This is a genomic window from Paenibacillus sp. 32O-W (assembly GCF_007679495.1).
Lineage (GTDB): Bacteria > Bacillota > Bacilli > Paenibacillales > NBRC-103111 > Paenibacillus_L > Paenibacillus_L residui.
Genome location: NZ_VEGP01000032.1, coordinates 13,274 through 33,723 on the forward strand (window position 1 = coordinate 13,274; position 20,450 = coordinate 33,723).

At 46.1% G+C, this 20,450-nt stretch carries 17 protein-coding genes, 5 pseudogenes and 1 other annotated feature; of the genes and pseudogenes, 14 read left to right on the top strand and 8 right to left on the bottom strand.

Going from position 1 to position 20,450, the window contains the following annotated elements; genetic code table 11:
- Nucleotides 1-52 precede the first annotated feature (52 nt).
- Both FS806_RS13935 and FS806_RS13940 read right to left on the bottom strand, forming a co-directional pair.
- Nucleotides 53-658 carry an alpha/beta fold hydrolase gene (locus tag FS806_RS13935; protein WP_313960587.1) on the bottom strand — a complete coding sequence of 202 codons (606 nt, stop codon included), beginning with the start codon at nt 656-658 and terminating at the stop codon, nt 53-55.
- 12 nt (nt 659-670) lie between these two features.
- Nucleotides 671-1,588 (bottom strand): PadR family transcriptional regulator, encoded by a 918-nt coding sequence (locus FS806_RS13940; protein ID WP_144937519.1) that lies wholly within the window; start codon nt 1,586-1,588, stop codon nt 671-673.
- Between the two features lie 235 nt (nt 1,589-1,823).
- Nucleotides 1,824-2,091: a binding site (T-box leader), on the top strand.
- 79 nt (nt 2,092-2,170) lie between these two features.
- On the opposite strand from FS806_RS13940, the gene leuA reads away from it, so the two are divergent.
- The 5 genes and pseudogenes from leuA to FS806_RS27205 all read left to right on the top strand — a co-directional run.
- On the top strand, nt 2,171-3,841 hold the full coding sequence (gene leuA / locus FS806_RS13945; RefSeq protein WP_144937522.1) for a 2-isopropylmalate synthase: 1,671 nt from the start codon (nt 2,171-2,173) through the stop codon (nt 3,839-3,841).
- An 826-nt stretch (nt 3,842-4,667) separates the two neighbouring features.
- Nucleotides 4,668-5,192: a histidine phosphatase family protein gene (locus tag FS806_RS13950; protein WP_144937523.1), complete on the top strand. Its 525-nt coding sequence runs from the start codon at nt 4,668-4,670 to the stop codon at nt 5,190-5,192.
- A gap of 125 nt (nt 5,193-5,317) precedes the next feature.
- The gene (locus tag FS806_RS13955) at nt 5,318-6,022 is read left to right on the top strand and encodes a hypothetical protein (protein ID WP_144937526.1); all 705 of its coding nucleotides are present in this window, start codon (nt 5,318-5,320) and stop codon (nt 6,020-6,022) included.
- Between the two features lie 11 nt (nt 6,023-6,033).
- Nucleotides 6,034-6,258 (top strand): CD3324 family protein, encoded by a 225-nt coding sequence (locus FS806_RS13960; RefSeq protein WP_144937529.1) that lies wholly within the window; start codon nt 6,034-6,036, stop codon nt 6,256-6,258.
- 158 nt (nt 6,259-6,416) lie between these two features.
- Nucleotides 6,417-6,518: pseudogene (locus FS806_RS27205) on the top strand (sugar ABC transporter permease); the annotation flags it as partial.
- Between the two features lies 1 nt (nt 6,519).
- Here FS806_RS27205 and FS806_RS26730 read toward each other — a convergent pair.
- Together FS806_RS26730 and FS806_RS26195 are read right to left on the bottom strand one after the other, a co-directional pair.
- A pseudogene (locus FS806_RS26730) lies at nt 6,520-6,636 on the bottom strand (sugar ABC transporter permease); the annotation flags it as partial.
- Nucleotides 6,637-7,114: 478 nt separating this feature from the next.
- The gene (locus FS806_RS26195; RefSeq protein ID WP_222126666.1) at nt 7,115-7,267 is read right to left on the bottom strand and encodes a hypothetical protein; all 153 of its coding nucleotides are present in this window, start codon (nt 7,265-7,267) and stop codon (nt 7,115-7,117) included.
- 78 nt (nt 7,268-7,345) lie between these two features.
- On the opposite strand from FS806_RS26195, the pseudogene FS806_RS13975 reads away from it, so the two are divergent.
- The 5 genes and pseudogenes from FS806_RS13975 to FS806_RS13995 form a co-directional block, all read left to right on the top strand.
- Nucleotides 7,346-7,627, top strand: a pseudogene (locus FS806_RS13975) (sugar ABC transporter permease); the annotation flags it as partial.
- Between the two features lie 13 nt (nt 7,628-7,640).
- Nucleotides 7,641-8,520 (top strand): annotated as a pseudogene (locus tag FS806_RS13980) (carbohydrate ABC transporter permease).
- 131 nt (nt 8,521-8,651) lie between these two features.
- Entirely contained in the window at nt 8,652-9,701 is a 1,050-nt protein-coding gene (locus FS806_RS13985; protein WP_260982084.1) for an efflux RND transporter periplasmic adaptor subunit, read from the top strand.
- Nucleotides 9,702-9,754: 53 nt separating this feature from the next.
- Nucleotides 9,755-11,077, top strand: a complete 1,323-nt coding sequence (locus FS806_RS13990; RefSeq protein WP_186328360.1) for an ABC transporter substrate-binding protein — start codon at nt 9,755-9,757, stop codon at nt 11,075-11,077.
- A gap of 162 nt (nt 11,078-11,239) precedes the next feature.
- Entirely contained in the window at nt 11,240-11,764 is a 525-nt protein-coding gene (locus FS806_RS13995) for a hypothetical protein (RefSeq protein WP_260982085.1), read from the top strand.
- 136 nt (nt 11,765-11,900) lie between these two features.
- Here FS806_RS13995 and FS806_RS14000 read toward each other — a convergent pair whose 3' ends face one another.
- Both FS806_RS14000 and FS806_RS14005 read right to left on the bottom strand, forming a co-directional pair.
- Complete coding sequence (locus FS806_RS14000) at nt 11,901-13,112, bottom strand: MFS transporter (protein WP_144937540.1); 1,212 nt, start codon at nt 13,110-13,112, stop codon at nt 11,901-11,903.
- A 25-nt stretch (nt 13,113-13,137) separates the two neighbouring features.
- Nucleotides 13,138-14,178 carry an ROK family protein gene (locus FS806_RS14005; protein ID WP_260982086.1) on the bottom strand — a complete coding sequence of 347 codons (1,041 nt, stop codon included), beginning with the start codon at nt 14,176-14,178 and terminating at the stop codon, nt 13,138-13,140.
- 280 nt (nt 14,179-14,458) lie between these two features.
- Between FS806_RS14005 and FS806_RS14010 the strand changes: the two genes are divergently transcribed.
- The gene (locus FS806_RS14010; protein ID WP_144937543.1) at nt 14,459-15,319 is read left to right on the top strand and encodes a hypothetical protein; all 861 of its coding nucleotides are present in this window, start codon (nt 14,459-14,461) and stop codon (nt 15,317-15,319) included.
- A gap of 451 nt (nt 15,320-15,770) precedes the next feature.
- Here the strand turns inward: FS806_RS14010 and FS806_RS14015 are convergent, their stop codons facing one another.
- Entirely contained in the window at nt 15,771-16,652 is an 882-nt protein-coding gene (locus tag FS806_RS14015) for an alpha/beta fold hydrolase (protein WP_144937546.1), read from the bottom strand.
- Between the two features lie 154 nt (nt 16,653-16,806).
- Between FS806_RS14015 and FS806_RS14020 the strand changes: the two are divergent.
- A pseudogene (locus FS806_RS14020) lies at nt 16,807-17,519 on the top strand (MerR family DNA-binding transcriptional regulator).
- A gap of 19 nt (nt 17,520-17,538) precedes the next feature.
- Here the strand turns inward: FS806_RS14020 and FS806_RS14025 are convergent.
- On the bottom strand, nt 17,539-18,264 hold the full coding sequence (locus FS806_RS14025) for a MerR family transcriptional regulator (protein ID WP_144937549.1): 726 nt from the start codon (nt 18,262-18,264) through the stop codon (nt 17,539-17,541).
- 153 nt (nt 18,265-18,417) lie between these two features.
- Between FS806_RS14025 and FS806_RS14030 the strand changes: the two genes are divergently transcribed.
- Together FS806_RS14030 and FS806_RS14035 are read left to right on the top strand one after the other, a co-directional pair.
- Nucleotides 18,418-18,855: a DUF6022 family protein gene (locus FS806_RS14030; protein ID WP_144937553.1), complete on the top strand. Its 438-nt coding sequence runs from the start codon at nt 18,418-18,420 to the stop codon at nt 18,853-18,855.
- Between the two features lie 110 nt (nt 18,856-18,965).
- Entirely contained in the window at nt 18,966-20,303 is a 1,338-nt protein-coding gene (locus FS806_RS14035; protein WP_144937556.1) for an IS1380 family transposase, read from the top strand.
- The last annotated feature ends 147 nt before the right edge of the window (nt 20,304-20,450 follow it).

Here is a 20,450-nt window from a genome sequence, read left to right on the forward strand (position 1 = left end):
CTAATGTCGGGAAATCCTTAATTTTATTGTTTGCTTGTAACATATCAACATATCACCTGCCCTGAAGGTTCAAAAATTTTAGCATCCTATCTGCTTGGTTGACAATTAGGTGGCCCGTATCAGGCAGCAGCTCGATCTTAGCTTGTTGTGCAAATTGTTTAAGTCGATTAATACTCTTGCCGGCAGGTATTAATTGATCAGAATCGCCAAAAAGCATTAAAATCGGCATAGTTAATTGATGAAGTGACTGATCACTAAATAGTGGCATTTTTGCCGTTCGTGGTTTGAAATGTTTGAAGGTAAGTGATGCGAATGCAAGATCTTCTCCCAATCCGGATATCGATGATGAAGAAATATTACCACCCACTAATTTGAGTGTTTGTAGCTGACCCCATTTTCCAAGTAGTGAGAAAAAAACTGCTTTCCATAGGAAACTGGTTTTTTCATGTGCAAGCCCTCCGGGACAAAGCAAAACCAATTTATCAACCTTATCCGGATAGGTGGTGGCGAAACTCAATGCCATCCAGCCGCCTAATGACATAGCTACAATTGAACAGGTGCTTAATCCAAGTGCATTTATTGTTTCATTCAGCCATAGAGCATAGGCACCACTTTCGTAGCTTGGTCGGCGTGCCGCTGATAATCCTGCTTCTCCAATTCGCCTATCTTTCTATTTCAGAAGCCATTTTTCAGCTTCTTCTTTACTTTCATACAATCTAAAATGATTGCCTTTGTTCGTTTCCATGGCCATTTCTTTAAATCTGCCTTTTTGAATGGTCTCCCGAGGAATAATAGCAGCAGCTTTTATCCCATAGTTTATGAATTTCTGAATAATATTGCCGGCTGATTTGGTTTTAAGTTTGAAGAAGTCTTCCGATAAGGCTGTATAGTGTATCATAAGCGCATTTATCCCATGTTCCCAGCATAAAGCTATGAGATCAAGTGCATCATTCTCTGTACCTAAAGGTTCAGCAGCAGAAATCAGTTCAATATATTTTTTATTCTCTATTTCTCTAATTTGATAGTTCATTTTGTCTTTTTCTTCCATACCTTCATTTTCAAACAACTTCTTACGGGTTTCACGGACCCAATTAAGTTCATTATTATAGGTTGAAATAATGTTTTCTGAAATCATCTCCCATATTAAGCTTTCCCTAGTGCTTCTATTAGGTGAATGAAGAGCACGTCTGTATTTTTCCTTCTGCATAGCCAATTGCAGTTTGATTTCATTTTCATATTTTGAGAGTACGTCACTTAATTCTTGATTACTTAACATGTCTGACCATGCAAGCTGCACCAAAAATGTTTTTTTGATCTCAGGAGCTTCTGGTGATGACACAAGCCAATTTTTTAGTTCCTTAAGTCCTTCTTCTGTTATGGTATATATTTTCTTAGAAGGAGAGTTATCCTGATGGACCACTTCACTGGTAACCAAATCTTCATTTTCCAAGTTCAGAAGGGCCTTGTAAATTTGATTATTATTTCCGGACCAATACATGAAGGAGGAATCCTCAAAAATCTTTTTTAGCTCATACCCTGTTGAGGACTTCCAACTCAGAATGCCTAATATTGCCATTTGGATTGACATAATTACACCCCGTTGTTATTAACATAGGTTAAAAGTAACATATGGTATTGTGATTGTCAATCTAATTCACTTTAATTGATAAAGGGACTATTGTAGTTATGCGAAATACAATGATTTTGTAGTTAATACTTTGGCCCCTAACCCAATATATTCTGATGTCCCTATTTCCACTATATGTAAAAGGGCAAATTGCACTTGACATCACCACAATGGGTGGTATACATTGTTTCTAATATTTAAAACGTTGAAAAGGAATAGTACGGTTATCTAAGCGAACAGAGAGCTGTTGGTCGGTGTGAAACAGCCGTGGAGAAAACCGGAACTCGCCTTGGAGTTGCCCGCTGAACCCGTGAAGTAGGCGGAGCCGGAGCCTGACCGTTATCATCAGGAGGATACAAGGTTTGTCCGTGTTTGTTGTAACCCTGTATCCGTAGAGTGCATGCCGATTACGGCATGAATTCGGAGTGGTACCGCGTAAGATGTCAAAGTCTTTCGTCTCTGTTATTGGAGATGGAAGGCTTTTTTTGCGCGTCCGATCTTATTGCAGATAAGCACAGGAAATCGATGAAAGGAAGGATATCCATGAAAAATGTTGAAAAATACGCCAGAGGATATTTTATGCCGCCGGTAACAAGCTTGAAATGGACCCAGAAGGAATATATTACAGAAGCGCCGATTTGGTGCAGCGTCGATCTTCGTGACGGAAATCAGGCATTAATCGTTCCGATGAATTTAGAGGAAAAGCTGGAATACTTCAAATTGCTTGTAGATATCGGATTCAAGGAGATCGAGGTTGGATTTCCCGCAGCTTCGGAAACGGAGTTCGCCTTTCTGCGCACATTGATCGAGCAGGATTTGATCCCGGACGATGTAACGATCCAAGTGCTTACCCAATCGAGAGAGCATATTATCCGCAAAACCTTCGAATCGCTCAAAGGCGCGAAAAAAGCCGTAGTCCATTTGTACAACTCGACCTCCGTGGCGCAGCGGGAGCAGGTATTCCGCAAGTCCAAGGAAGAGATTATCGACATCGCCGTGAGCGGCGCCAAGCTGTTGAAGGAATGCGCTCAGGAGACGGAAGGGAACTTTCAGTTCCAGTATTCGCCGGAGAGCTTTACCGGTACGGAGATCGATTTTGCACTGGAGATCTGCAATAGCGTACTCGACGTATGGCAGCCGACGGCGGAGAACCCGGTCATCATCAATCTTCCTGCAACGGTGTCCATGTCGATGCCTCACGTCTACGCCAGCCAGATCGAGTATATGAGCGAGCATCTGAATTACCGGGAGCACGTGATTTTGTCGGTCCATCCGCATAACGACAGAGGAACGGGCGTAGCGGATGCGGAGCTGGCAATGCTGGCCGGCGCCCAGCGCGTTGAAGGCACATTGTTCGGAAACGGGGAACGAACGGGGAACGTCGATATTGTGACGCTGGCGCTAAACATGTACTCCCACGGGGTCGATCCGAAGCTGAATTTTGAGAACATTCCTGAGATCATCTCCGTGTATGAACGAATGACCAAAATGAAAGTAGGCGAAAGACATCCTTATGGAGGCGAGCTGGTATTCACCGCTTTCTCCGGTTCACATCAGGATGCCATTGCCAAAGGAATGAAATGGCGTGAGGAGAAGGAGCCTCGGCATTGGTCGGTCCCTTATCTGCTGATTGATCCCAAGGACATCGGCAGGGAGTATGAAGGCGATATTATCCGCATTAACAGCCAGTCCGGTAAAGGCGGAATCGGGTACGTGCTGCAGCTGAAGTACGGACTGGATCTACCGGCGAAGATGCGCGAAAACTTCGGATACTTCGTGAAAAACGTATCGGATCAGCAGCAGAAGGAGCTGATGCCCGAAGAAATATACGATATTTTCGTGAAGGAATATGTGAATATAAAAACGCCTGTCGAGTTTGTCAAATACCGCTTTACAGATAATGATGATTTTCACACCGTTGTCACGATACGGACCGGCACGGAAGTCAAGGAAATTGAAGGCACCGGAAACGGAAGACTCGATGCGATCAGCCATGCGCTGCAAACCGAACTCGGATTGAATTACAGCGATTTGATCTATACAGAACACGCTCTGGAGGCAGGGTCTAAATCACAAGCAGTCTCTTATATCGGCATCACGGCTTCAGACGGAAGCGTATATTGGGGTTGCGGCATTGACGTTGACATTATGACCTCATCTGTCAAAGCTCTGTTCAGTGCAGTGAATCGATTTAGCCGTAATACCACTAACTGATTGCTCTCTAACGGTTAGGAGCGCTTCGTAAGGATAGATCAAGGTACCCCAAAGGGCTGTTTTTCTGTGAAACATAGGGCCAATAAACTAAGGAGTCGCCGCAGGCGGCTCCTTTCACATTCCTTGCCGATAGACCTGTTAAGCTGAACCGTACTCTAATACAAGGGCAAGCTATTGAGTGTAAAAAGCCAGTAAACGTAACGTTTCTAATAAGTAAAGACAATCCTCATCTGACGCCAGACGAGGATTGTTCAATGTTCACCTGCTATAGATTATTTAACTTTAATAAATTCCTCATGTTTGAAAATCATCGGGGTTGCTGTACGTCCATTCGCTGTAGTACCCGACAGGGCAATTACAACGCCGTTCGCATTTTTACTCGTATCCCCTTCCATCACCACACGGAGCATGTTGTTACCACGGAAGGTATTGGGTCCCGAGGGTACTCTTAGAAATGCACAGTTTCCTGCAGGTATTGTAACTCTTCGCCGGAATATTCTAATTTCTGGAGGAGTAGCCGGGAATAATGCTCTCTCTACAAACATGAACGGATATAATGACAGTGGATCTACGGTTCGAAATATTTTTAAGCCCGATTTGTAATACCCTTACCGCTCCCCTACGGGTACCGTCAACAGATGATGGCACGATAAAAGGTCCTGATGTAAGCTTTACGCTCTTTCTCCTTAACCGCATGATCTATCATTCCTTTCTTGGTTGTTCTTAACTAATTTATGTAGGAACGGTGAGGCCCGTAATGGTTGGCCGCACAATAGAAGATTAATAGGCATGGTTGTTGAGAAGGCGGTCTTTCTACTAGATTAAGATGCAATTCATAAGTATGTGTACCGTATATTTTTACCCTAAGGCAAATCTATTAAGTCATGGGCCCCATAAGTTTGAAACCGCCGGGTATATTGCATTAGAAACTAAATCTACTATTCAAGTGGATAGTCGTTTGCGGGAACGTGCTAATTGGGGCGACCTTCCAGGCCAAACCTTTGATGAGTTTGTTGCCATGTGGGAGCGGTGCACGTCTGAACCCGAATATATACCGCCTGTAGGCGATTCAGCAAAGCAAGCCGGGGAACGTTTATCTTCATTTTTAACAGAATTAGCACAGAAACATCCGTTCCAAAGTCATATTGTAATGGTTACGCATGGAGGATTAATAACGGACTTTCTTGTAAATACATTCCCCGGGGATCAACTTGATCTATGGCATCCCAATTTCATTGCCGTACAAAGCCAGTTAATTCCCGAGTGTTCTATAACCACGCTAATTTATGAAAACGGGCAATATCAAATTGCAGATTTGGCATCTGTTGAGCATTTAGAATCCATCCTTTAACCATACCAATATGTAAAGTTGGTTTAAGATATTTATTGCCTATATTCCACCTGTTTTCGTTGCTATGATCTTCATATATCAGATGCGCAGCTGATCAATTGGAAAATGGAAAAGGGGATCAAAAGATGGGTAAGGACCACATCATTCAATCGATGCTTTCTGCAAAGGTAAGTATGACGCCGAATGGGTTTGTTGCAGACCAATTAAGCCCGAAGCAGTTTGCGGATTGCCACGAGTTGTTTTTTGACAAGATTTTCGAAATTAGTTCATCGGATATATCGGGAGTAGAAGGCTATGGTGAGTTTAATGAGGATTGTCAAACAAATTATAGGACCTGCAGGGAATTTCTGATCGATACCTTTGCGGAGGATAAAGAGGGGTATTGGTACAACTGGAGGGAAATGTTTGAAACGACGGTTTTGGAACGTGAATTTTTCGAAAAATACTTTAAGGAAATGGAGGACAGAATTCATTATTGCGAAGGCAAGCGTTATTTGGTTAATAATAATACATTTTTCGTCAATATGATTACGGATGGGAAGACAACGGTTGGTTTCCCTGACTGGAGCAGATCCGGTATTTGCGATCTCCTGTTGGATTTTTCCATTATGGACCTGAATAAGCCTTACTTAAAAATACCGGAATTGTTGGTGGAGTATTGCAAGCAAAGGGACATCGTCATACCGGATTTTCAAGAAAGATACTTATGTATGGCTTATTATAAAGGAATCGATGTCTTGCGTTGGCATGCATCGATTGATGATACGGAATCCTGCATGTCTATAATGAAATCTGTCAGTGAACTGAAGGATCGACTATACGCCCTATAGATGGTGATGGTATGAAATATGAAAATGCCGGCGATGTGTTGCCGGAGGAATTATTGAAAGAAATTCAGAAATATGCGGCAGGAAAACTGCTCTATATCCCTTCCGGGGAGGAAAAAAGGGCATGGGGCGAAATGTCCGGATACCGGGATCAATTGCAGAGGCGCAACCTGATGATTCGCAATAAGTATGCCAACGGGATTACGGTTTCGGAGCTTGCGGACGAATACATTCCGTGACGGGGCAAGTATACGGTTGGTTTGGCGATGTGACGGATACGAGATGGCATACGCTGGAGTTCCAGGCCGTCATTCAAACGGGACAAGGTGGCCAGACGATCCAAAATACTGCACTCGTGAATGCTGACAACATAGATCAGCCAGGCGAACCGACGGAGATCATGTTGGTGTGGCAAGTGCTTTTTGATTGGAATGGATCACTTAACGCCTGGATGCATGCTGCCGGACTTGAACAGATAGACTGGATGAAATCGGCCTGGTGCCCGCTCCCTCCAAATCGGCCGTCTCATAGTAGTCTCGCGGGATGCTTTGCAGCCCTGCAAGGAATAAGATAATGTTGTAGCCGATATGTTTCCATAGGTAGAATACGGAGATCACACCTCTCGACGGAGGCTACAGGCACTATCCTGGATTCCATTAAGAAAATCATCTATTCGAAGAAAAATGACAGACATTTAATCTATTCTCCGACTATAGAATCAGCTGTACAATATGCGAATGCCGGAATGCTCGAGGAATGGATTCAGTGCTATCTGCTGCTCACCCGAAAAGTGGCTCCCATTCTGCATGATGTTATGAAGGAGGACCAGCTATATTTTGGAGTCGTTAAGTTTCCACTGCGTCTTATCGAGCGTGATGGATAAGTTATGATGATGAGCTCGAAAAACTAAAGCCGTTGTTACGCAATGCTTACCAGTGCATATACAATTATCAGCTTGTTCGTTCTCCTATACGATTCGTACGAAAGCTATAATCAACGACGGCGCTCTGGAGAATCTGACTTCATACTGAATCAGAAGCGGCTGGAGGGCGGCTGCATCGTCATCATTTTCATCTGCAAGGTTTTCCCCACTCCCTATGACAAAGTTGCGGTGAAATCTGGATGGGTACCCGTATGAATGCCATTATAATAATTTAGTTTTGTCATCATGGGTGGTAAATCTTCATTTTTCTCGACAAATACAATATCCCAATTTGCTAAAGCATCGTTGCCCCAAGGAATGGACAATGGATTTTTTTGATGCGATCCCCTCCCGTCCTTACGAAAATGTCATTGTCCGCGTTTAATGCCCAGTACTAGTGGTTCCAATGTTATGGAATAACACTTGTTTATTTGACGCCGACGATGGTCTTCGTCGTCCTGATGTCGATTATGAATACGTTCAAAATATTCCGTGAAACGTACCTGATCGCAGGAGATTATCCGCATGACAGCATCTATACGCTTCAGCATTTTATGAACAATATGTTCCTCGCGATGGATGTACAGAAGCTGTCTGCGGCTGCGACGCTTATGGCGATAGGTATCTATATCATCGTGACTATGCTTCTTCGGTTAGAGAAGCGGTATACACAATTTATGGAATGATACGGGAGGAAGAATGAAAAACAGGGGGTTCGTTCGGAACCTACCGGTCACGCTGGTGATGGCGTGTATCGGGCTCATGATGCTTTTTCCTATTGTGATTACTTTCACAAACTCGCTCATGACGGAGCATGAAATTCGCGGTAATTACGAACTGGTTGGTAAGATGCCGGTCACTACGCAAGGGGAGCCTGCACAATTCGTGAATCTGAAGCTCATCCCGGATTGGCTGTCCTTCGAGCAGTACGGGAACGTGCTGCTGGATACGCCGACGTATTTGTTCATGTTATGGAATTCCGTCGCGATGGTCGTGGCGATCATTGCGGGACAGACGGTTGTAAGTGCGCTGGCAGCGTACGCTTTTGCCAAGCTCCGGTTCAAGGGGAGAGAAGGCTGGTTTCGGGTTTACTTGGTGACGATGTTAATGCCTTTCCCCAGGTGACCTTGGTTCCGAATTATATTATTGCCGACAAGCTGGGATTGCTGAACATGGCTAGCGCGATTATTCTGCCGGGGATATTCGCGGCATTCGGTGTGTTCATGCTGAGACAATTTATGCTGTCGATTCCCTATGCGCTGGTTGAAGCGGCACAGCTCGATGGCGCCGGTCATTACCGCATTTTCTATCGGATTATGCTGCCTTTGATGAAGCCGGGGATTGCTGCGCTGATCGTCTTGCTCTTCGTTGATTATTGGAATATGGTCGAGCAGCCCTTAATTTTCTTGGAGGATGCGTTTAAGCAGCCATTATCGCTTATTTATCCAGAATTCATAAGGAAGCCCAAGGCATCGGCTTTGCCGCATCGCTAATCTATATGACGCCGATGGTTCTCCTGTTTTTATATGCGGAGTCTTATTTTATCGAAGGGATTCAGATGTCGGGGATCAAAGGGTAGCTCAGGAGAGGAGGGATAGGATGGCTGCAGGGTTTACAGAAGCGGTCGAAGCAAGAAAGAAACGAAAACTAGTGTGGCTCTCCGGTCTGTTCTTCAGCGTGCTCCTTTTCCTTACCCTCGCGAGCAATACATTGTTGACGTTAAATCTGCCGAAGGTGCGAACGGAACTAGCGAGGGAAGGAGCGTTAGTAACCACGTGGCGTGGCACGGCCAGGCTGATGCCTCGGCAGCATGTCGATTTATCGAACCGGGCGGAATGGTCCATTAAGGAGGTTCATGTGAAAGAGGGGGATCACGTGGCGAAGGGGCAGACGTTAATCACCTATGAGAATCCTGCTGCTGAGCGGGAAATCCTGGATATACAGGCAGGCCTTGCACAACAGCAGCTAACGTTAGTTGACTTGCAAGATGATTATATTGAAGCCGTACAAAATAACGACGAGATACAGGCACGCCGCTCGAAGCGGGAATTAGAAAGTGCGCGATTAGCCATTGGTGTTCAGGAGCGGAAATTGAGCGCGATGCAATCGGAGGCGCTTGATCGCAAACGCATCATCGCGCCTTTCGACGGTATCGTGACACAGATACGTGCGACGCCGGAGCTGCCGTCGGGGAGAGGCGGGCCGGATATCAGCGTAGCGAGTAGCCAGCAAGGCTATCAATTCGAGATTGTCATCCCGGATGCCATGGGTCGGAAATTGCGTACCGAAGAGAAGATGAACGTTCAGATCGAGCATGAGGGGGTAAGTGTCCCAGTTGAAGGAATCATTACCGATATTCGTCCGATGACAGGCATTGATGGAGGGACTCCCCTCCAAGAGGGAGCGGGAGGGGCTGTATCTCAGACGGATTCGGGTCAACGGGTCGTTGTGAAGGTCCAACATCCGAATGTTCAAGCGAATGACCTCGTGAGCGTGGAATTGACACAATCGGAGAAGACCGATGGTGGCATGCTCGTATTGAACCAAGCGATTCATCGGGAAGGGAAGGACAGCTATGTGCTTGTTATCGATGAGCATTCAGGTCCGCTGGGCAATACCTTTATTGTTCGTAAGGCTCCCGTCCAATTAGGGGGGACGAATGGCCAAGAAACCCTGGTATTACAAGGGATATCCGTGAAGGATCGCATCATTGTCGAGAGCAGTGAACCGCTAGCAGAAGGTCAACGCGTAAGGGTCTAATGCGCTTGGGCCGTATCGGTCGATCGCATAGAGAATGTAGAGGAGTGGTTAGGATGAAAAAAAGCGGTGTACTTAGCTTAATCGTTGTAATAACGATGACGTTGGCGGCATGTGCCGGCGGACAGGCCGGTGAGGCGAAGCGAGAAGGTCAGCAGGAACAAAACGGGAAGAAAATCGTTGTCTTTTCCGTATTGCAAGCGGATCCTATGTATTCTCTGGCAGAGAAAAAGTATGAAGAGCAGCATCCCGATGTGGATATTCAAATCAAGGAATACGGCGGAGGGGAGGGCTCCAATCAAGAAGGTGATCTCGAGAAATATGTGAAGACCACCAATACAGAGCTATTGTCCGGCAAAGGGGCCGATTTGATCGCCCTGGATGTGAGCGGTCTGCCGGTTGAGAAATACGTAGACAAGCAAGCGCTTGTGAACTTGAGCGAGTTGATGAAGCAGGACCCTGACTTTGATTCCAACTTGTATGAGATGAATATCCTGGACGGGGCCAAGATGAGAGGGGGGCTCTATTCGCTGCCACTGCGGTTCTTCCTGGACAGTCTTATGGGCGATGCTAAGGCAATTGAGCAATCCGGCGTGAAATTCGATGACAGCACGTGGACATGGGGGGAGTTCACAGAGGTGGGCAAACGTCTGGCGGCATCCGGCGGGCACACGTATTCGATGGGGAATACGCCGCCTGAGCGGATGTTGAACATTCTGTTCGTCGACAACTATACTCGCATTGTCCATGAAGAGAAGCGCCCTGCCAGCTTCGATACCAGTGCATTCGTTGGACTGATGGAGCAAGTGAAAACGATGTATGCGGAAAAGGTGGTTACGGATGCGGAAGTTAATGCAGGAGATTATTTTTTTGCACCCGCTTTGATCCTATCGCCTGAAGATTATTTCGAAGGGCCTGCGATGTTCTATGAGCAAGGGAAGATCTATCGCAAGCCGCTCGCTGCCGGGCAGCAGGCTGGAGTCACCTTCTTGATGCATAAGAACTTAGGAATAAATAGGAATTCGAAAGTGCAGACAGAAGCGTGGGATTTCTTGAAGTTCTTATTGTCCGAAGAAATGCAGACCATGCCTGGATTACAAGGGTTTTCTCTCAATAAAAAGGTAAACGAGAAGACGTTAAAGGATCTTGAAGACAAAGGCACTATCGAGTCGCCCTTGGGATCCGTGATTCCGGTCCAGAAGGCAGACATCGACATGATCAAGCAGATGCTGGCCGATGCGATCACGCCGCAAAAAAATGATTCGAAGATCCAACAAATCATTGAAGAGGAAGCGAAGGCTTACTATAGCGGTCAGAAATCGGCACAAGCGGTTGCGGATTTGGTCGCAAACCGTGTAACAACCTACTTAAATGAGTAGACGGCAATTCAAATTCCAAATTGAAATCCGAAAAGAAAGGAATAATTCAAAGTGAGAAAATGGATAGCTGTATGTTTGATAACCGCCGTTATAACAGCAAGTATTTCTGCTTGCAGTTTCCCAGGCAGCCAAGAGAAGGAGGCTGGGGAGAACAGGGCCGCATTGACTGCGGAGCATGAGCAACAGGAGCAAGGTCAAGAGGAAAAAGATAATAACCATACGGAAAATGAGGCTGCTGAGCCAGGAATGACCAAAGTGTTCTCGAACAAGATGTCACTGAAGCTCCCACAAGGATTAGAGGTACAATCGAATGAGACATCGAACGCGAAGCTTGTCTATACGGATAGCTATAAGAAAGTTAAGCTAGAGATGAAGCATGATCCGGAGCAAATGATGAGCGATGCTGGAATCGATGGGGCACGATTGAAAATGAGGGCAATTGTGGAACAAGACAGTGAAGGAGAAAAGCTAGAGTGGTTGAAGGATGAGACGCAGCTCGTTCATGGGAAGCACATTGCGATCAATGAAGTCATTATTCCCTCCAAGAAGGGTGAAGGTACTTATCATTTCGTGGCTTGGGCAGAATTAGACGGCGCACTTCTTGAGATTGATTTTACTGCTCCAGCCAATGAGAAGGACGATTGGCAGAAGGCCGTTCAAGAGATGATTGAGTCGATTCAGATGTAGCATAAATGGACCGTTTAGCAGTTTGAGTAATTGACGCTTCAACAATCCTTACCCTCTTGAAGGTTTAAAAACATTGAAGGCAGCCGACCTTTTTTGATCAGCTGCCTTTTCTTAACTAACCCGTCCGATTCCCGTTTCATGGATTTTGCTTCTGCTCACCAATGGGCTTCGCCGCTTGTGACAGCAAGCCGGCGGCGGTTACCGCGATAAGCACAATAAACAGGGCGCGAAGCAGGCCGACCGATTCGCCGATAAGCCCCAGAAAAGGCGGCCCGACCAGGGATGCGAGGTAACCGACCGTCGCTACTGCGCTTACTCTTGCCGCAACTCCGCGCGGATCGTCTCCGGCAGCGGATAACCCCACCGGAAAGCCAAATGCCGCGCCAAGTCCCCAAAGCACAATTCCGATCGCGGCTACTGCGTAACTCTGCCCCAAAATAACGACAAGCAGTCCCGCAATCGCTAGAAGCGCAGATGCCCGCAGAACGGCCACTCTGCCGAACCGGTCAAGCAGCATGTCGCCTGATGCCCGGCCAATCGTCATCGCGGCCACAAATAGGCCGAAAGCGAATGATCCCATGGCAGGCGTAGTCTTGTAGCCGTCCACCATAATAAGCGGCAGCCAGTCATTGGCGGAGCCCTCCGCAAAAGCCATTCCAAACACAATGATTCCGATCAGAACCGTACGCCGCTCTTTCCATACGGACATGCGTTCCCTGGCGCTCATTGGCGGAGCCATCGTATCGCCGGCAGTCTCCTTCCCGGTGCCCGCAGGTACGAGACGGTATAGAAATAGAATCGACAGAATGATAACTACCACGGCAATCGCCATGTGGACAGGGACCGATATACCGGCCTTAATGGCAGCCGATCCGGCCAATGCGCCAAGCAGCGTACCTACGCTGAAGGCGGCATGAAAACCGGTTAGGAGCGACTTATGAGCAGCTCTCTCCACGGCCGTTCCCTCAACGTTCATCGCCACATCGCATATTCCGTTCCCGAAGCCGAAGACGGCCAACCCGACAAACACGGTGATGCCGTTAGCCAGCCATGACTCGCCCAGACCTATGACTACAAGTCCAACGCAGCTGATCATCAAGCCCGCGACCATGACAAAGCGTCCGCCCTTATGAGCAATAAGATGACTGGCAACCAGTAGACCGATGATAGAGCCAACGGCCATTCCAAAAATAATCCAGCCCATCTGCGCCGTTGTTGCCCCTAGAGTATCCCGAATCGCCGGCGTACGCGAAACCCATGATGCTATGGTGAACCCGGGCAGTGCAAAAATGAAATAAATGGCGATACGCCATAAATGAATTTGATGACGGTCTAATGAATGGTTCATGTATTTCCTCCTAAACCGGCAGTCCTTAATCCGCTGCCAGCATACTTCCTACGGTTAATTGATGCAGTCCGTGAAAATAATCCTGCTTCCAGTCGCTAACAACAAGCTTCGGCAGATTCTCTTCCGGCACCAGCGAAGCGCCCCTGTTTCGGATTTGCACCAGATCAAGGTTAGTTAGCTCCGTGCTGCAGAAAATGATGATATGCGGATTGATAGTGGCTGTGAAGACGGCGACGAGACGACTTATAGCCTCCATAAGCTTCGAACGGCTCTGATTGCTGTCCTGTATGGCAGAAGCAGCATCAATCATCTGCATGAAGTTCTGCGTATCGGATAGCGGCACGTAGGAAACCTCACCTGAAAAAAAGGTTCCGCCTCTCACAACATGCCCATTTACAATAATACCGGCACCCGGTCCGTTCTTGCCCAAGTATAAGTACACAAGAGAGAGCGAGTCATCGCTGCCTATGGAGTCATAATAGCCGATAACCGTGGTATTCATGTCATTTTCAACCTGGACCCGAAGGGAAAACCGCTCTTCGTAAAAGGTCCTGAAGTTGAAATCTTTAAACCTCTCGTAATCTGGCATGTGGGACACGCGGCCATTATTCACCGCGCCGGGGACGCCCAGCGTAAGAACACGCATGGAGGGGAACCGTGCCAGAAATATCCCGATTTGTTCGGTCAAGAGCTCCGGACCGGCTTGCAGCACACCGGGAAGCGTCTCCCGGCCGATGATGTCTCCCTCGTAGTTGAGTATTAAGTAGGAGGAGAAATCTTTCTCCAGGCATACGGCAAGACCCGTCATATAATCGGGATTCAACTTATAAGTTCTCGGCCGTCTGCCGCCGCTGGACAAGCCCAACCCCGTTAGCAGCACCTCTCCGGAATCATTCATTTCATCGAGTGTCTTACTGATGGTAGGAAAGCTGATGCCCGTGCTCTGAGCAAGCTCAACCTTGGTCGATTCCTTAACGCGGTAGAGTGTCGCTCGAATCTGTTGGCGAATCATTTCGCCCATCATTTTCGGATTAACAAAAGGCCGCTTGATGATCTTCACCACCATAACTTATTAAACTTCTTTAATAAGTACCCATTCTAGCACACATAGAGGAGCCGGACAATGCCTATTTCAACGGGGTTGGATAAGAGATCTAGATGCGTCGAGATATCAAGGGGCGGCAGTGCCTCGGCGTCTATTTATGCAATCCCCTTTCTGAACTAACAGGCAGTTAAGCTTAATGATACAATAAGAGAATACTTACATGGTTTGGAAGTATTCGGTGAAATCCAAGCGGAAGCGGATAAGGATAGACCAATTATGTTGAAAGGTGGGTTAAATTTTTATGAATGAAATGCTGGTGAAAGCACGAACGTTCATGTTTACACATGCTCGTTTATTGGAACGAAGATTGTTTGAGGTTCACTTTGAAGGTACATCTCCCGTTTTCGTAGGTCGTGTTGTGCGTGCATATCAAAATGATGATGGCGGATTAGGGCATGCGTTAGAACCCGATATTCGTTGTGCGGAAAGCCAACCGCTTTTAACTTCATTTGGCCTTGGAGCATTAGAAGAAGCAGGGTATCGTGACGTAGAATTTGCAATTTCTACTTGTAACTATCTTCGGTCTGTCTCTGACGAGAATGGTTTTGTCTCATTTTTCACAGACTCTGCATACCAGTCACCTATGGCAAGTCATTGGATAAATTCTACTATATCTCCCGGTATTAACCCTACAGCCGAAATTTGTGGACTTCTTCATTATCAGGGGGTTGAGAACGAATGGCTTACATTGGCAACAGAGACCTGCTTAAAAGTGCTTTTCGATAAACCTCCTCTTGAAGCACACTCTCTTTTATGTGCAGTTAAACTGGCAGAGTATATACCCGATAAAGTAACGGCAGAAAATCTGCTGGATGTAATCGCAACAGCACTTCCACGGGCTAGATTTTTTAAGTTAGATGTTTCTTCAGAAGCTTATGGCCTGACACCCCTTCATTTCGCAAGTAAACCAGACTCAATATGTCGACCATTGTTCACTCAAAGCCAGATCGACAATCATCTTGAAGCACTTACGAAACAACAATTGCCGGATGGCGGGTGGCCTATTAGTTGGGAAGCTCCAGGGCCTGCTTCCGAATTGGAGTGGCGTGGTCGAATTACCCTAGAGGCCATATGCAGATTATACGATTATGGAGTAATTTAAGCTGCTGAATACTCCATAATCGTCAACTAGCGGGAGACGAAAATAATAATTACTGACAACTACCTTAAAATCCGTCTATTTTACCGTCTGCAGGCATCATAGCAAGCGGAGCGGGCGTCTAACTGTATTTTGTACAGGTAGATTCAAGCGAATGGGCGAAAATGATCAAACTAACTGGATAAACTACAGTTAAAATGGGCAACTTTGGGCGAAACGGCTGTTTTGGCGCAAACTAGCTGTAGGTTTTCCAGTTAGTTTCCATATTTCTTCCGAATATAGAAATCTAACTGTATGAAATCCATCTAGTTTTCTAATTTCACAACATTGAAGCAATTTAACTCTATTCTTCCTTGAAAATCCATCCATTTTCATCATAATGACCCAAGCCCAGTGGAGAATGCGGAAAGAGCTACGTCGATATTAAAACCGATTAGCTCTTTACTGAACTGCACTAGGTCATCAACTTGTCAATTAACCAAGGTTTAATCAAGGGCAGAACGGCTGCAGGCTGCATTGCTTTTGTATGGTCCATGTCCTCTCCCCTTAATATTTCTACGTCCCAGCCAAGCTGTTTTAATATCTTTTCATTTTTTTGCAATAAACCGATGATATCGACAGTTACATTGCCAAAGTTCTCTCCGTAAACAATCGTATCTTTTTCTCCGGCGAATGTAAGTCTGGGAATGCTCAGTTCATTTTGAATTTTCTTGTCATCGAAATTCATTAAGCTTCTATACATTGTGAAAAATTGTTTAGTTTGATCTGGATCCATCTGAACCTGGATATTATCCCAGTCGAATTCTCCAGGGGCATTTTCCTCCATTTGATATTCAGAGATGGGTTGATTGTCGGTTCGATTACTTAAGGCTTGCTCGTAAGTCTTTGTCGTTACGGCCATCATCTCTTTATACGGTCCTTCATACGGCGGGAATCCTCCCATAATTAAACTTTCCAATCGATTGGTTCGGACGGCCAGCTGTAATCCAACTAAAGCCAGCCAGGAGTAGCCATAATAGCTAAATTTCCCGACATCCATTTCATCGGCTATGTGCATTAAATCTTTTGAAATATTTTCCGGTGTCAGGTCATGTGGCTGTGGATGCTCTAAACGGTGACCTTCATAATCAAAATACAGAACCTGAAACTCATCAGAGAGCCCATCAACAAAGTTTTTTCCCAGCTCAGGATCTACGCCCCACCACTTTAAGTTTTCAGCTTCCTGACCATAAACGGACCTTTTCGCTATGGGCAGCATAATTACTTTACCGGAGGAATTTCCAGTTAAGCCAACCTCTAATTTGGAGCCATCATTTAAGGTTATCATTTTTTTCATCAGGATCCCTCCCAACTTGTTTATACTAATAACATACAACATTGATGCAATCTTTCGGTTTTTCATGTCGAGCCAACGATAGGATTAGAGATTTGAAGTTTGTATGTTAACGTAGCACTTGAAGGTTTCACTTTAATTTTTGAAGGGGGAGACTATGGAAAGTACATATACGCCTACTCAAGTGGCTAATGAATTGAACGTAAGCACTACCACATTAAGGAGATACGAGGAGCAGGGCTTAATTCCTGATGTACCGAGAACGGCAGGCAACCATAGATACTATACGCTCGTGCATTTTCAAGCTTTTGCTGCCATTCGATCTTTATTGATTGGATATGATATACCGGTGGTCTATGATGCCATGAGGCAAATCAAGAATGGCGATATAACGAATGCACTTTGGATGGTGAATAATCAACTGCACCTTATTCAATTAGAGAAACAAAGAGTTGAAGAAATACTGGGTATGGTCAAGAAGGCTGATTTCAATCAATATAGAAATGTTAAGTTGACGGACTCAATGACTATAGGAAAGGTAGCGGAAATGGCCGGAGTCAACACCTCCGCTATCAGGCATTGGGAAAAGGAAGGATTGATTATACCTCAACTCGGGATAAAGAAAATGGGTATAGAATGTTCACCGTATCAGAGCTGCGTAAGATCTTGGTGATTAGCAGCTTAAGAAAAACCATTTATTATATTGAAAACTTGAAAGACCTTCTAAATGACCTGGAAACCAATCGTTTAACAAAAATAGATCAATCGTTCCGGTTTGCGCTCCAAAGATTAAACCATAAACTAAGGGCACAATTTAAGGGTGTAGCTGAACTAATGAAGTATATTGAATTGTACAGAGAGGACTTTTGATCCAGCACTGGAGACACGATTAAAGATGGGCCTCGGTTGTTTCCGTAAAGCCTAATGTTTGAATCAAGCGATATAGAAAGTAGAGAGCCCGCATCTGGAGTTTGATCGTTTTGTGCAGGTGAGCTTGGATACTTTCAGCAAGCTTCATCGCATGCTCGATGTTCTCTACATCTAAGAGTGCAATGGATTGTTTTAAATTTACGGTTTCCTCGGAATAAACAGAGCTCTGCAGTACCTGAATCATCCTAATTTTAAAGAGATGCGCTTCATTGTAAAGACGGTATTCGTTATCAGGGTCTCGCTCAGTAGTGAACAGGCCGCTTTTCTCCCAGTAACGGATTGCCGATTTAGGTGCCCCTGTCCGTCTGGAAACCTCGTGGATGCTGAAATGTTGGTTAAAATCGTAAGCTTGACTGACTTCAGAATACGATTTCAACTCCCTTACCAGTTGATCTAATCTTGCTTTTTCCCGATGCAGCATGACCTCCCTATCCCTGACGATCCACAATGCATCGTCCAACTCATTTCGCCCAAGACAATGCATCACCTCGCTCGTTACTTCCATACCGAATGCGGCAGCCATGGCTTGAATACATGCCAGATAAGCTTCATGCCGTTCCGTATACATACGATATCCATTTGCGGATCGATCTGCAGGAGGTATTAACCCCTTCGCTTCGTAGTTCCGCAGGGTGCTGCCGCTTAATCCGTATTTTTCTGCCAGTTTTTTTGGTCGTAAGCCCATGTTATTCCACCTTCGTAACAAAATGCGCAAACATTAAAACCGTTGTAATGTTATTCTGGATTATTCATTGATTTCCTGCAAATTTATCCCCTGAACCTTACAATTGGCTTTCATGTTGTATGATGGAGATAATCCAATTAAGGGGGAGTATGTATGGCAGTAAAACCAGTATTCCGTTACGACATGACCATTGAGGAGATTGGCGGGGCAGGTAATCAGTATATCGAATCGGTATGGAAGACATTATACGATTCGATGCTTGATGAGCTAACGATCGCTTTTCGTGAAATCGAGGATGCTGCCTATGGGCGCTATGTGGACCAGTTGATGCCTGCACTCTTCGATAGCCTTGAAGACGCCGGGTTCGAAGCAACGGAGCCCCTCAAGGAGAATGATTTCGTAATCGGGACATGTCTGCTATTTCGCAACTCGCTTGAAAAGTGGGGGACCGAGGCAAATAGGTCCAGAATTTTCTGGAATGTTATACGTAGTAAGAATAGTCAACAACCCATTGGAACTTTATTGACGGAAATCCCTCATTCTCATCTGAAGTTCGACATTCCTATGGCACCTGTACTATATTCACCCTGAAACCGTGATCCATCAAATCGAAATTGTGAGATAATAGAAGGAAATGAATGATTGATGGAGAAAAAGTAGGATAATAGTGGAATTCTACTTCTCACCATCGAGGTGCATATATGAAAATCCAATTTGTCCGCTCCAAAGAACTCATTCTGACCACACACGCAGGGCTGGCTACAGTCGGCGCCCTGCTTGCTCATACAAAGTTATCGAAGCGCTTGAATCATACTGTTGTTAAGGATGTTGAGCACCCGATTCACTCCCATGCGGATGTGATGAAAAGCTACTTGGGGTTGCTCTGTCAAGGCAAAAGTGACTTCGACCATATCGAACCCTTTCGCAAGGACGATGTCTTTTCCATTTGCATGCAGGTGAAAAAGGTGCCGTCCAGTCCTACCCTCCGCCAGCGCCTGGATGCGGCCGCATCCTCCGGGAAAGCGGACTGGAACCGGATCTTGCTGGAGGAGTCTGCCGATCTCCTTCGCAACATCCAGGCTCCGTTGACCGGTCTGTCCGCCGGCGGAGAAAGCTATATCCCGCTCGACCTGGATGTTTCCCCTTTCGACAATTCCGGTACCAAGAAGGAAGGGGTATCACGTACCTATAAAGGGACGGATGGCTATGCTCCCATCTTCGCCTATCTCGGTCAAGAAGGATACGGCATCAACGTGGAATTGCGGGAAGGCAGCGTGCATTGCCAAAAGGAAACGGATGTATTCCTGGAACAAAGCATTCGGTACGCCCGGCGTATCACGGACCGCAAGCTGCTCGTCCGGATGGATGCGGGAAATGACAGCCTGGACAATTTGCACGTCTGTCACCGGCATCCGGACACCGATTACATTATCAAAGTCAACCGGCGTAAATCGACAAAAGAAGCATGGCTTTCCATCGCCAAAACAAAAGGAATCGCGTGCCAGCAGCGAGAAGGCAAGACCGAGTATGTCGGCGCGATCGAGTTTGCGCAAAAAGGGTTCGACCGCAAGCTGCGGCAAGTCTTTCACGTGATCGAACGGACGATGGACCCAGACGGTCAACTGCTGCTCGTGCCCGAAATAGAAGTTCATGTGTACTGGACATCCCTTCGGTGTGCGCCTTGGCGCGTGATTGAACTTTACCGTGATCATGGCACAAGCGAGCAATTTCACAGCGAAATCAAAACCGATCTGGACCTGGAACGCCTTCCAGCCGGAAAATTCGCGACGAATGATCTGGTGTTGCACGCAGGCGTGTTCGCTTACAATCTCTTGCGCATCATGGGTCAAGAAAGCCTCCGTGAAGACGATGCGCCGATTCGGGGCAATGTGAAACGCAGACGTATTCGAACCGTGATCCAGAACATAATCTACATGGCGGCGCGATATGTCCGTCATGCGGGTAGAATCGCTTTTAACTTTGGCTGCAACAGTCCGTGGTTTCTCACCGCAAGACGCATCTATCAAGGATTGGCTTAAAAAAGGCCGGGCGACTTTCACCACGCGACTTTCATAACCAATGGAATCCCTGTAAAAAACCAGGTTTATTTGGCATGTCAAAAAACAAATGAAGCAGGCTGAATAGCTGTTTATGGTCATTCGATGACGTCAATATTTCCGTTAAAC